Below are 14359 nucleotides of genomic sequence, written 5' to 3' on the forward strand. Positions count from 1 at the left end.
ACGGGAAAAATGCGTCGTCGCAATCGCAGTGAACACCGTACTCAGTAGTAGGCGTTTTCTTTCTGCGTATGGTCGGTCACGTCGCGAACACCTTTGAGCTCGGGAATACGTTCAAGCAAGGTGCGCTCGATGCCTTCCTTCAGGGTCACGTCTGCCTGGCCGCAGCCTTGGCAACCACCACCGAACTGCAAAACAGCGATGCCGTCTTCGACCACATCGATCAGGCTGACCTGACCGCCGTGGCTGGCCAGCCCCGGGTTGATTTCGGTTTGCAGGTAATAGTTGATGCGCTCGTTGACCGGGCTTTCGGCGTTGACCATCGGTACTTTGGCGTTTGGTGCCTTGATGGTCAGTTGGCCGCCCATGCGGTCGGTGGCGTAATCGACAACGGCGTCATCGAGAAACGCTTCGCTGAACGAATCGATGTAAGCGGTGAAGCTTTTCAGCCCCAGCGCGGTGTCTTCAGGTTTTTCTTCGCCCGGCTTGCAGTAGGCAATGCAGGTTTCGGCGTACTGGGTGCCAGGCTGGGTGATGAAGACGCGGATGCCGATGCCCGGGGTGTTCTGCTTGGAGAGCAGATCGGCCAGGTAATCGTGGGCGGCGTCAGTAATGGTAATAGCGGTCATGGAAACTCCTCGCAGGCTTGTGGCGGAGTTTACGCCAATCGTTGCGCCGGACAAAGTCCTAGTATTTTTGTCAGGAATGATTCTCGACAGGTTCATCGTCTATTTGGGTCTTGACGCATATGGGGACTGCACTGAAATCGTAAGTACAACACTTCACCCTGTGGGAGCGGGCTTGCCCGCGATGACGGAGTGTCAGGCAACATCAATGCTGAATGTGCCGACCTCATCGCTGGCAAGCCAGCTCCCACAGGGATCTGTGGTCTAGTCAGAAAGGGTGACCGCAGGCATCGATTAAAGATTCTCGTAGCGGTTCATGTCCAGCACGCCCTCTTCCACCGGCTCGGTTTCATGGATGTACTGACTCAGATCGTGGAAATAGAACCAGAATTGCGGATGACTGCGACGTATGCCCCAGCGTTCGACGATTTTTTCGAAACGGTTGGCATCCTTGGCATTTTCCATCGCATCGACAAACGCTGGCACCTGATCAGCGGGAATGTTGAAGATGAAATTCGGATAACTGCTGAGCACACCCGGATAAATGGTCAGCGTATCCAGCCCCGGCTGATAGCGCAGAGACTCACCCAGCAGAAACGCCACGTTGCTGTGCGCGCGGTTGCGCATCAGGCTGTAGACCTCGCGTTTACCGCTGGCCGTTTCGATACGCAGCAGGGTCGCTTCCGGCAAGTTATCAATGACCTTCAAACCGGCCGCCGGGCGTGATGTCAGATGGCTCAGCGCCTGCTCGGCATTTTGCAACGCCGGATCGATATTCGGCCGCGAGCAATAAGCGCCGTCGCAACGGTTGATCGGGTCTGGCCGCGCATTGAGGTCGCCGTAGCGCGCGAGCAGCTGCATGGCGAAGTCGTGTTTCGGGTCCTTCTCATCGAGTTTCAGCGCGGTCGGCTTGTCGTCGTCGATGGCTTCGTAATCGAGCCACATCTTGAATTGGCCACCGTCCTGGTACCAGTCGTTGAGGTAGTCCTCACGGGAGTCGGCCGGCATCAGGCGCAGGAAGTTCTGCTCGGCACCGTTGCGGATCAGGTCGAAGTACAGGCGGGTTTGCGCCTGATGCGAGACATTGCCGAACACATCGAAGTTGACCGCCAACTGGTAATAGGTGCGTTCCAGCAGCGGGTAGTCGAACAGCCACATCGTTTGCGGCACTTCACCAATCAGGCCTTTGGTCACCGAGGCACTGTCGAAGTGGCGGAAGATGCTCAGCAATGCGTTGTCGTTGCCCGCCCACAGGGTCGACCAGCTCGGCGCCGGCAAGTCGGCGTAACTGTCGCGACGCAGGGCTTCGTATTCATTACGTTTGTCACGGTAGTTGCGCCACAGGCTCAGCACGCTGCCGACATCGTCGTTCTGCCCGGGCATGGCCAGCAACGGCGTGGCCTGGCCGCGATAGTTGGGGTCGGTGATGTACAGGTCATGTTCCGGTGCCTGGAACAGTGCCCAGAAGTTGTCACGAATCACGTCGGTAGCGATCTGCCCCCGACACACCGGGCCGCGAATAAACGTGCGGACGAAATATTCAGCGTTATCGAGCATGAACTGATAGCGCGCCTGCGCCGGAATCGCCTCGAACGTGACGAACGGATTGGCCCGGCTCTGCGGACCGTAACCCGGCAGTGCGTTGACCTGCCAGTTGCCGCTATAGAACAGGCTTTTAACCCGCGCCATCTTCGCCGCGCTCAGCGGATACGTAATGTGGGTCTTGTGTACGATCACGCCCTGCACCGGCCACAAGCGGTAATACACCCGCGTGCCGGGATCGTCGTTGGGACGGCGAGTGGCGATCAGGTCGATCGGCTGACCGGGCGGCGTGCGCGAACGCACCCACTGAAAAAAGTGTCCGGGCTCGCCGCCCTTGAAGTAGATGTGGGCCAGATACAAGTGCTCGAACAACCAGCGGCCGACCAGACTTTCCCGTGCACCGGGCAGGTTGAGCAGATTTTCCCATTGCACAATCTGCATCGCTTCCTGGGCACTCGGCGCCAGGCCTTGTTCGTCGATTGGCGCACCGGAGGCCAGCCAGCGCTGCAAGGTCTGGTATTGCTGATCGGTCAAGCCAGTGACCGCCAGCGGCATGCCTTCTTTCGGGTGAGCCCCTGCGTAGCCGTCAAATTCGGCAGGCATCGCGCACATGTTCTGGCGGTTGAGACCGAGGACTATGTTTTCCGGCAGTCTGGCGTTAGGCGTTAACGGTGTCTTGTGCCCCAGCTCCAGCATGCGCGCCATCAGCGCAGCCTGACTGCCCTGGGCGTCGAGCACCGAATAAAAGCCTTTCTGCTGCCAGGCGCGTTGGCCGAAAGCGTCGTAGAACAATCGTGTGGTCGGCGCTGCCTGACTGCGCTCGCCGTCGTAGACCGGCATCTTGCTCGCGCCACGCCCCGCGCCTTCGCCACTGCCCAGATTGAGCTGGCAGGCAGAGTCGTAGCACGCATGGCAGGCCACGCACTTCTCGGTGAAAATCGGCTGGATGTCGCGACTATATGAGATGGAAGACGAAGCGGGATCCTGCGCATTGGCGCCCCAGCTGAATAACATCAAAAAGATGCTGATGACGCGGTACGACATGCCCTTGATCCCGATCCTGAAAAAAACGTCGCGATACTACAGTATGACGCCCGTACCAACATGAACGATATTCATGCAAAACCGCCACATGCTCCAAAAGCGCACAGGTTTGTTATGATCCCGCTCCTTCGTAATGGTCTTTCCGAGTAGTCCAAATGTCCGATCGCAGCGTCCGCCTTCAAGCTCTCAAGCAAGCTCTCAAAGAGCGCATCCTGATACTCGACGGCGGCATGGGCACGATGATCCAGAGCTACAAGCTCGAAGAACAGGATTATCGCGGCAAACGCTTCGCGGACTGGCCGAGTGACGTCAAGGGCAACAACGACCTGTTGGTGCTCACCCGCCCTGACGTGATCGGCGGAATCGAAAAAGCCTACCTGGATGCCGGCGCCGACATTCTGGAAACCAACACCTTCAACGCCACGCGCATTTCCATGGCCGACTACGGCATGGAAGAGCTGGCCTACGAATTAAACGTAGAAGGCGCGCGCCTGGCCCGCAAGGTCGCCGACGCCAAGACTGCCGAGAACCCTGAGAAGCCACGCTTCGTCGCCGGCGTGCTCGGCCCTACCAGTCGCACCTGCTCACTGTCGCCGGACGTGAACAATCCGGGCTACCGCAACGTCACCTTCGATGAGCTGGTGGAGAACTACACCGAGGCCACCAAAGGTCTGATCGAGGGCGGCGCCGACCTGATCCTGATCGAAACCATCTTCGACACCCTCAACGCCAAAGCGGCGATCTTCGCCGTGCAAGGCGTATTCGAAGAGCTGCACCTCGAACTGCCGATCATGATCTCCGGGACCATCACCGATGCGTCCGGCCGCACTTTGTCGGGTCAGACCACCGAAGCGTTCTGGAACTCCGTGGCCCATGCCAAACCGATTTCGGTCGGCCTGAACTGCGCACTTGGCGCCAGTGAACTACGTCCCTATCTGGAAGAGCTGTCAAACAAGGCCAGCACCCACGTTTCCGCGCACCCGAACGCCGGCCTGCCGAACGAGTTCGGCGAGTACGACGAACTGCCAATCGAAACCGCCAAAGTCATCGAAGAATTCGCCCAGAGCGGTTTCCTCAACATCGTCGGCGGCTGCTGCGGCACCACGCCCGGCCACATTGAAGCCATCGCCAAAGCCGTGGCCGGTTACGCACCACGGCAGATTCCGGACATTCCCAAGGCTTGCCGCCTGTCGGGCCTGGAGCCGTTCACCATTGATCGCAGCTCGCTGTTCGTCAACGTTGGCGAGCGCACCAACATCACTGGCTCGGCCAAGTTCGCCCGCTTGATTCGTGAAGATAACTACACCGAAGCACTCGAAGTCGCCCTGCAACAGGTCGAAGCCGGCGCCCAGGTGATCGACATCAACATGGACGAAGGGATGCTCGATTCGAAGAAGGCGATGGTCACCTTCCTCAATCTGATCGCCGGTGAACCGGACATCTCCCGCGTACCGATCATGATCGACTCCTCGAAATGGGAAGTGATCGAAGCCGGCCTGAAATGCATTCAGGGCAAGGGCATCGTCAACTCGATCAGCATGAAAGAAGGCGTCGAGCAGTTCATCCACCACGCCAAACTGTGCAAGCGCTACGGCGCTGCGGTAGTGGTGATGGCGTTTGATGAAGCCGGCCAGGCCGACACCGAAGCGCGCAAAAAAGAAATCTGCAAACGCTCCTACGACATTCTGGTCAACGAAGTCGGCTTCCCGCCGGAAGACATCATCTTCGACCCGAACATCTTCGCCGTGGCCACCGGCATCGAAGAACACAACAACTACGCGGTCGACTTCATCAATGCCTGCGCCTACATTCGCGACGAACTGCCGTATGCGCTGACCTCCGGCGGCGTGTCCAACGTGTCGTTCTCGTTCCGTGGCAACAATCCGGTGCGAGAGGCGATTCACTCGGTGTTCCTGCTGTACGCAATCCGCAACGGCCTGACCATGGGTATCGTCAACGCCGGTCAGCTGGAAATTTACGACCAGATCCCTGTCGAGCTGCGTGACGCTGTCGAAGACGTGGTGCTCAACCGCACGCCGAACGGCACCGACGCCCTCCTCGCCATTGCCGACAAGTACAAAGGCGACGGCAGCGTCAAGGAAGCCGAGACCGAAGAATGGCGCGGCTGGCCGGTCAACAAGCGCCTGGAACACGCGCTGGTCAAAGGCATCACCACGCATATTGTTGAAGACACTGAAGAGTCGCGCCTGTCGTTCGCCCGCCCGATCGAGGTGATCGAAGGCCCGCTGATGTCCGGCATGAACATCGTTGGCGACCTGTTCGGTGCCGGCAAAATGTTCCTGCCGCAGGTGGTGAAATCCGCCCGCGTGATGAAACAAGCCGTGGCCCACTTGATCCCGTTCATCGAACTGGAAAAAGGCGACAAGCCGGAAGCCAAGGGCAAGATCCTCATGGCCACGGTCAAAGGCGACGTGCACGACATCGGCAAGAACATCGTCGGCGTGGTGCTCGGTTGCAACGGTTATGACATCGTCGACCTCGGCGTGATGGTGCCGGCGGAAAAAATCCTCCAGGTTGCCAAAGAACAGAAGTGCGACATCATCGGCCTGTCCGGTCTGATCACGCCGTCGTTGGATGAGATGGTCCACGTGGCGCGTGAGATGCAGCGCCAGGATTTCCACCTGCCGCTGATGATCGGCGGCGCGACCACTTCCAAAGCGCACACGGCGGTGAAGATCGAACCCAAATACAGCAACGACGCGGTGGTCTACGTGACCGACGCCTCCCGCGCCGTGGGCGTGGCAACGCAGTTGCTGTCGAAAGAACTGAAGGCCGGTTTCGTTGAAAGAACCCGTGCCGAATACGTTGAAGTGCGTGAGCGCACGGCTAACCGCAGCGCCCGCACCGAGCGTTTGAGCTATGCCGCCGCCATCGCCAAGAAGCCGCAATTTGACTGGGCCAGCTACGAGCCGGTCAAACCAACCTTTACCGGTGCCCGTGTTCTGGACAACATTGACCTCAAGGTCTTGGCCGAATACATCGACTGGACGCCTTTCTTCATCTCCTGGGACCTGGCCGGCAAGTTCCCGCGCATCCTCGAAGACGAAGTGGTCGGTGAAGCCGCCACTGCGCTTTACAAAGACGCGCAGGAGATGCTCGCCAAACTGATCGACGAGAAACTGATCAGCGCCCGCGCGGTATTTGGTTTCTGGCCGGCCAATCAGGTGCATGACGACGATATCGAGCTGTACGGCGATGACGGTAAGCCATTGGCCAAACTGCATCACCTGCGTCAGCAGATCATCAAGACCGACGGCAAGCCGAACTTCTCGCTGGCCGACTTTGTTGCGCCGAAGGACAGCGAAGTAACCGATTACGTGGGTGGCTTCATCACCACCGCCGGCATCGGTGCCGAGGAAGTGGCCAAGGCTTATCAGGATGCTGGCGACGATTACAACTCGATCATGGTCAAGGCCCTCGCCGACCGTTTGGCCGAAGCGTGCGCCGAATGGCTGCACCAGCAAGTGCGCAAAGAACATTGGGGCTATGCCAAGGACGAAGTGCTCGACAACGACGCACTGATCAAAGAGCAGTACTCCGGCATCCGCCCTGCCCCGGGCTATCCGGCCTGCCCGGATCACACCGAGAAAGCGGCGCTGTTTGCCCTGCTCGATCCTGAAGCAGAAGAAATGCGCGCCGGTCGCAGCGGCGTGTTCCTTACCGAACACTACGCGATGTTCCCGGCTGCGGCGGTCAGCGGCTGGTACTTCGCTCACCCGCAGGCGCAGTACTTTGCTGTCGGCAAGATCGACAAGGATCAGGTGCAAAGCTACACCTCGCGTAAAGCTCAGGAGCTCAGCGTGACCGAACGCTGGCTGGCGCCGAATCTGGGTTACGACAACTGACCAAAGGTGGCGCACGGGAACGAAGCAACTCGCTCCCGTGCGCCACTGACTGTCAAGCGCTGTTACTTCAGGGCAGCCTGGAAGGGCCAGGTTGCGGAGACCGCGGTGCGGGGATCTCCGGATCGCCCGCGGTCGGCTGGAGAACCTCGATTTCCCTGCGCGTCAACTCTGCGAGTTGCTGGTTGCGCTTGTCCTCAATCGTATCCATCGCTTCCCTCATTTCTACCGGGTAATCTGCTTCGTTGAATTCACCACGCTCGTTGCGCGCTTCAAGTGCGTTGAAGACTTCCAGGCGTTCGTCGTCCAGCGCAGTGTTGATCGCGCTGAACTCTTGCGGATAGCGCTCTGCCAGGTGAGCCCTCCAGAAATCCTGCGTCGCCATGAACAGCGACAGTGCGTCGGAACGCTCTGCTTCGAGAATGGAAGCTCGGACCTTGGCAGCTCGCGCTTCGGAGATGGGAGTGCCGTAGAGCATGTGCGTAGGCTGTCCGGGCAAATCCAGACCGTCGTCCCAGCCGTTTGTCAGACCTATTCGATATTCCAGGCGCACTTCCGCTATGTCGCTGTGCCTCTGAATGGCTCTGTGCTCGGCCAAGGTGTCGACCCTGTAGAGCCGGAACAACCGCCGTAGCAGCGGTAAAAGCGCCCTGCCTTTGAGCACCGCATTTCCCGGTGGAATATTGCGCAAAGCGTGATAAGTAAAGACGCGGGTCTCAAGCTGACTAAATGTCAAAATGCGGCCGTCGGCGCACGTTCCATGAGTCTCGGCCTCGAGGAACAGCAGTTCTCGTAATTCGGTATTTTCGCAAGCCGCGCTTATCACCTCCCAGAGCCGGCGGGTCAAATCGGCGCGAGCAAATCTGAATTCGGACGAGTCAGGCAACAACGCAATCAGATTAAAAAAGCGCTCATGCTGTTCTTCTCCTGCCAGTCGCCGCCACAGCTCGCGCCTGGCCAACGCCTGTTCCGGAGTGGAGTCAGCAAGCCAATCGTCCACCGCGCCCGCATCAATCTCGCTCTGCTGCGGGTCCAGCTCTTCAACAGCCTCGACAGCAGGGCCGGCAGCTTCACCGCCGCGATCGTTATCGTCGTTACTTCCATCATCACTATCATGATCGGAACCCGAGCCTTCTGAATGGGAATCGCCCCTGAATTGGTCTCTCTCGACCAGCTCTGATCGGGAAATGCCAGCCACTGCAGCTCTTTCGTGGGTGTCGCTGTAGCCTATAAGCAAGTCGAGCGAATATCTGGACAGATCCAGGTTATCCGAGAGGTTCGTGCCGGCCAGCAAGGTGTCATGACTGCCATCGAGCAGCTCCTCCGGAAGCGCCCTGAGCCCATTGCCACTTAGATTCAGCCTTCGCAACAGCGCAAGATCCAGCGTTCCTCCAGGCCAGTCAGTAATGGAGTTGTAGGCAAGATCCAACGCCTCCAGACTTGCAAAGGGTGAACTGTCGAACGAAGCCAGCCGGTTGCTGCTGAGATCGATCCGTTTCAGCAAACTTCCTTGCATCGGCAGCTCGAAATTCGATTCAAGGTCGGAGAAATGGTTGGCTGCCAGATCCAGCTCGCTCAACTGACTCATGTCTCTGACGGCTTCAGGCAACGCTGCCAGCTCATTGCCGTTCAGACACAACCTGCGTACGCCCGGGAATGCTCTCAGAAAGTCGTTGGAGCCCTGCGCTGTCAGCCTGACGCCGGTCAGATCAAGCGCAGTCACCCCCGGCAACTGAATCCCCAGCGCCGGCAAGTCGCCTGTCTGTATGCCACTGAGGTTCAGGTTCAGCTCCATGCCACCTGGGTGGTCAACGACTGCTTGCCACCACAGCCCGCGGATGCGCGACGCCGCCTGCGATCGTGTTTGCAACGACACAATAGACCTTGACGTCCTGACCTCGGCAATGCAGAGCCAATCATTCAACTTGCGCGTTAACGCTTCGCTGTCTTGACGCCATTGGCTAATTTGCTCGCCGATTTGCGGGTCGCTCATCGCGCTGCTGCGCATCCGCTGGATCTTCTCAAGAGCTTGGGCCTCGGTGATTTCCGGGCGAATTTGCTGCAGGCTATAAACAAAACTGTCGCCTTCAACCATTGCCTGTGGAAGCCGCGGCACGCGGCTGAGGACTGTCCACGACGTTTCCGCAGGCGGGAAAACGTTAAAAGGCATTTGTTCGCAGAGTCGCGCTAATGCGCCGGCGGACAAGCCTCTGGCCTGTTCAATCCGCTGTCGCGCCGTAGTCAGAACCTGCTGCCCCTGGTCGTTCAAAGGATTATTGCCAAGCTCGGTTTTCAGCAGGATATCGTCATGTATAAACACATCCTGCGGCAACGATGAGAGCTGGTTATTGCGCAAGTCGAGCCACGACAGCTTCGGCAGGAATTCCGCGCCGGCTGGCCATGAGCGCAATTGTGTCGCGTTCAAATCCAGCGCTTCAAGCGCAGTCAGTGCCGTAACGTTGATGCTGCCGAGCGGATTGCCGCGCAGATTCAGCCGGGCAAGTTTGGCAAAGCCATTGAACTGCGCCTGCACAGCGGGCGTAAGGACAATATTATTGCCGTGCAGGTCCAGCTGCGTCAGGTCAGGGAGGCTTTCAGGCGCCGCAGGCAGCTCGGTCAAACGGCCGCCGCTGATTTCAAGTATCTGCGCCTTGCTGAAGGCTTTCAGAAAATCTTTTATCTGCGCCACGGGGGCATCCAGCCCGTCGAGGCGCAGCGTTCTCACGTGGGAAAAGCTGCCCGCTGGCAGCGGTGGCAGCTCGGGCAATGTAAAGAGGCGCAATGAGCCCGACAGGTTGTTTCGCAGGTCGATCTCCAGGAGTGACGCGTCAATGCGTGCACCGTACCGTTGGCGAACGAGTCCCCTCCAGTTCCTCTGCAGGGCGTTATATATCGTTGAGCGCGTGCCGCTTAACCAATTCGGTAAAGGTTGCGCCCCCCTTAATGCAGTACCGGTGGCCGACGGGTAGAAAGGTCGGAATATGCCCGCGTGTTCGGCAGTCAGGGCACGAATCCCGGCCAGCTGGTTCTCGGGTGAATCCCAGGTGTGCAGGACACTTTCCCCGACAAGTCCCCCCCCTCGATCGTCGCCAAGGAGATAGTTCAGCTCTCCACGACAATACTCATGCACCATCAGCGTTTCATCCAGACCACTGAGTGGCCCGTTTTTTCGCAGGTATTCATACGCAGGCAAGAATTCGTCATAAGAGAACTTCGACCAATCCAGCGACAGTCCTCTCCATAACTGCTCATGGCCGGTATACATGCTTTCAGGGATTGCACTAATGGCTGTCGCCCTCAGGTCGAGAAACTCCAGTTGGGGCAAGTTCTCGACATTGGCTGGCCATTGACGCATGTGCCTGGCGATAATCCTGAGCCGCTTCAAACCCGCCAACCCGCCCAGCCCTCCAGCACTGAACTCTGGCGAAATGCTCCCACGCATCACCAGATTGAGTTTTTCCAGAGAGGTCAACGCGTTCAGCCGGGTTGAAAATTCTGCCGTTAATGATGCGGAGGCTGATCCGTGACAAGTGAGCGTCCTGAGTGCCGGCATCTCAAGAACGGCCGAGGGCAGCGTTAAAGGCAGAATGGCGGAACCGGTGCCAGGCACGAGTTCGATATTGGATAACCAAAGCTCGCGGATATGGGAAAACGTCGAGAGAAATGCATTCAGATTGTCATCCATCACTCTGCCCCATGTCACTTGCAGTGTCTGTACATGGGAAAAGTCTGCTTCCAGCACCGGCCACGGCGCCTCGCAGTCGAGCCGCAACATGACGCTGCCGGGTGTTTGCGCCGTTAGCGGTGCGGTACGCCAACTGTCTTTGAGTGCCTGCGCAACACGGACTTTTGCCCGGTATTCCGGTAGTTCAGACTGTGGCCCCGTCCATTGATCAAGTGTTGTCTCAAGCGTCTCCCATTCCCGTGTCTTCGCCTGCAGAACATGATGGATCTGCTGTGGTGTCTTGCCCTCCTGCGCACGCAGAAACGCCTGCGCCTGTTCGGGCGCCGGATAAAGCGCCTCCGCCCGCGCCGTTAGCTGGTCGTCGACCCCACGTCCACGGCCGCTGGCGTAATAACCTGTGCGTGTGCCGTTGATCCTCACGGGCGGTTTGTAGGATTTGGCGCGCGGATTCAGAGCGCTGGCGACTTCACCGCGATGCTCAACGGCGTATTCGATGATGTTGCGCTGCAGCTCGCCGCTTTGCCCGACATGAGGAAGGTCGATGGCGGCACGGGTATCGTCCGGCAGTGCATGCATGATCGAGGCATAAAAATTGTCCCCCTGACTGGGAATACTGTTGAGCGTTTCTCCTCGCTCATTGAATGCCTGGTAGTGGGGGCCGTCTTTCACCAGATACTTTATTTGGGTTGCGGTCTCATTGCCGATGCTGTCGAGCAGCAGGCCGGAAGGGCTTCCGTCACGAACTTCAAGACGCACTGTTGCCGGCCAGCCCGGCAAGTTTTCCAAGGCATGCAAGGCCAGTCGACGGCTGTCTGCCGAAGCGATGTTTTCACTGTGCAAGCCGGCAAAAGCCTTGGTTTGTCGTGCTTGCCGCGCATACCAGCGGGCCTCTTCAAGCATTCTCAAAGGCGCACGTCGCGTACTGTCGAGCCGTAAAATTTCTTCGCCACTGGCGTGAGCCAGCACTTCTTGCGCGGCGTTCAGGCCAAGGCCTGGGCACTCGCGCTGCAACGTCCTGACTCGGGCATCGGCGGACTCGACGCCCTTGTAAAGGCTGTCGAAAATCGCCGGTTGCCGGGTTTGCGCATAATCGGCAAAACGTCGGTCCAGCACCTGGGGAATTGTTTCTGTAACCCTTGTGCCTTCCTGTCCAAGCAGGTCGATGATTTCCGGCTCGTCCAGCGCCTGCACGATCCGTGCGGTCAACTGGCCGTTGAGCACATCTGCGCGACTGACCTTGATGGGTGGCCGGGAGGTGCCATCGGGCAACCTGCGTTCAGCACCATAGCGAATAGAACTGCCAGACAGGTCGGCACGCTCGAACACCTCCAGTATCCGCCCCTGCGGCCAGCGCGGCATCTTCGTCAGCAAAGGCAAAGCATGCATGATCCGATCATCTGCCGGTTTCAAATGCTGCAATTGTTCGAGTACTTCACTTGCATCCCTGTCCGCCTTGAGCAGGTCCATGGCGTCTCTCAGCTCGGGAGGCGGTGCGGCATTATCCATGTGCATCTTGCGTAGCGCGTTATCCGTCACGCCACTGACATCGGCGGCCGTCAAAAGCAGCTCGTCCGGGAAGACTTCAGTCGCATGACCCATACGCCGCAGCAGCGTCAGGCGATCCCATTGCATGGGACGCTCTAACGTGTGACGCCATGCCCCGCGGCCGTTGCTCTCCAGAACAGGCTGGTACGCCTCGGCATCGGGGTGTTTGATCCGCCACTTGTTGATGTCCGGGTCGAAAGTTTGCTCAACCACTGTATCGTCCAGGCGTATGTAGGTTTTGCCGTCCACGACGTATTGACCCATGGCATTCGGGCCAGCCTCCGTATCCAGCACGACATCACGCTTGTAAGCACCGAGATCGGGTTGCCACAGGCGGGTCTTGCCATTGGGCAGCGTGACCGGTTCTAGCCCTTCGATGACCGGCGTAGCCCTGGCCGCTACCTGTTTGCCCGCCCCTGCCCCGACACCGGCCATAACGGCAACCATTGCCAGGTTTTCAGCGACATCGATCAGGTGGGCTTTGGCCGCTCTCTTATCGCCTTCACCCCATTCAATGGCGCCTTCCAGTGTTTCGTACAACAACTGCCCGGCCATCGCGACCATCATCACTTCGCCCAGCACCGGTACAAACATCGACACAAAGTTGAGCCCCATCAACCCGATTTGCAGAAGATGGGCCAGTTTCTCCGCCCGCGCCTTGGCATCAACATCATCGGAGGGAACGGCATGACTGCGCGCATCAGCCAATACCTTCGCGCAGCTCTGCTTATAGAGGTAATCCCACAGGTCCTGGTTTGGAGACCAGGCAGGGCCGCCCCTCTGGTTAAAAGCAACTGCGCCAATAAAAGGGTCTTCAGCCGGCTCCATTTTGATGTTGCGTCGGGGAGGCAACTCCTTGATGCCCAAAACGTATCCTAATTCACCGAACTCGGTGAAAGTCCGCCAGGGCGATCGCAAGAAGTCAGTGGGTGAGTCGGCAGCCTCCTGCACAAACTGACTAAAGTAATAAGGGCGTTGATCGTAGGACAGGAACTGGCTGAGGAATCGCTGATAGGCAGTGGGTGCAGCCTGATCAGGTTCGGCGGGATCCCTGGCCGTCAACAGGCGCTTGAACTCCTGCTTGAATTGAGCCCAGGTATAACGCTTGAAGGGATGTTCCGGGTCATGGGGTATGTAGACAATCAGCTCTTCGGCATATCGATATTTTTCACAAATCACAAAGACAGCACAGCCCGTCATTCGCTTCTTCATCAGGCCCATGTCGCGAAACCACACTTGCTGCTTGCCCATCCATGGATTCACTTCGCCATTGATGACCGACTGGATCATGGCGTGATCGGCGGGCAAAATATCCTTCGTCAACAATGACTGATCCGCGGCGGCTTTCATCGTTGCTTTCTGCGCGGCGATAAAGTGCTCGCGAAGCGTCTTTTCAACGTCGGCCTCTGGCGGATGGAAGAAAGACCGCAGATAGGCCTGGTATTTCGCGCCGATATCAAGGCTGCGGCACAGGCTCAGAAACTCGCTGACCGAAAGCTTGAGAGGGACAGATTTATATGTGTCTGCGGGCGTCTCTTGCTCTCCAAAGCACGAAGACTTGTGATAAGCCCCCGCTTTGCACTCCCAGGCTTCAAAATTATGCAGAGCCGCTTGCAGCAGTGTGAGCGTCATGAACTCAAACGAGGCGACTTCAACCTCGAGAATGCTGATTTCGAGGGGGCGTCGCAGAGTCAAAAGCGTTTTGGTGACATCGACCTCCACGCCGTACCGATCCTTCAACTCCTTGGTCAGCAAGGGTTCAGCGAATGCGTCGACGTCCTTGAAAGACGCCATGGTTTTATCCAGTTGCGCCTGTGCAGTCATGCTCGCACTGAAACTGGCATCCAGGGTTTTACGCTGCTCAGCTGACGCGTCTTGATACCACTGAGGCATGACGGTAGAGGTGTTCTTCAACGCTGCCCGTCGCGGCGATGAGGTGTCAATCAGCCACTGAGGAGTGGCTGCTTCAAGAAAGTCGCCATGAATGCTCTCGGTGATTGCGGGCTTGCTGGCATTGCGTATCGAGGGGTTCGAGGACATAAGTCGCTCCTTGTGAA

At 58.2% G+C, this 14359-nt stretch carries 4 protein-coding genes; 1 reads left to right on the top strand and 3 read right to left on the bottom strand.

Annotated features, from left to right (window positions below; translation table 11 throughout):
• Positions 1-41 precede the first annotated feature (41 nt).
• Both nfuA and ICA15_RS07480 read right to left on the bottom strand, forming a co-directional pair.
• Positions 42-626, bottom strand: a complete 585-nt coding sequence (nfuA, locus tag ICA15_RS07475; protein ID WP_042559410.1) for a Fe-S biogenesis protein NfuA — start codon at positions 624-626, stop codon at positions 42-44.
• 291 nt (positions 627-917) lie between these two features.
• Positions 918-3209, bottom strand: coding sequence for a fatty acid cis/trans isomerase (locus ICA15_RS07480; RefSeq protein WP_210552870.1), 2292 nt, complete (start codon positions 3207-3209; stop codon positions 918-920).
• A 155-nt stretch (positions 3210-3364) separates the two neighbouring features.
• Here ICA15_RS07480 and metH point away from each other — a divergent pair, with 155 nt between their 5' ends.
• Entirely contained in the window at positions 3365-7075 is a 3711-nt protein-coding gene (gene metH / locus ICA15_RS07485; RefSeq protein ID WP_210552871.1) for a methionine synthase, read from the top strand.
• Between the two features lie 67 nt (positions 7076-7142).
• Here the strand turns inward: metH and ICA15_RS07490 are convergent, their stop codons facing one another.
• Positions 7143-14342, bottom strand: coding sequence for an NEL-type E3 ubiquitin ligase domain-containing protein (locus ICA15_RS07490; protein ID WP_210552872.1), 7200 nt, complete (start codon positions 14340-14342; stop codon positions 7143-7145).
• Positions 14343-14359 lie beyond the last annotated feature (17 nt).

Origin of the sequence: Pseudomonas sp. P116 (assembly GCF_020149425.1) — a bacterium.
GTDB lineage: Bacteria > Pseudomonadota > Gammaproteobacteria > Pseudomonadales > Pseudomonadaceae > Aquipseudomonas > Aquipseudomonas anatoliensis.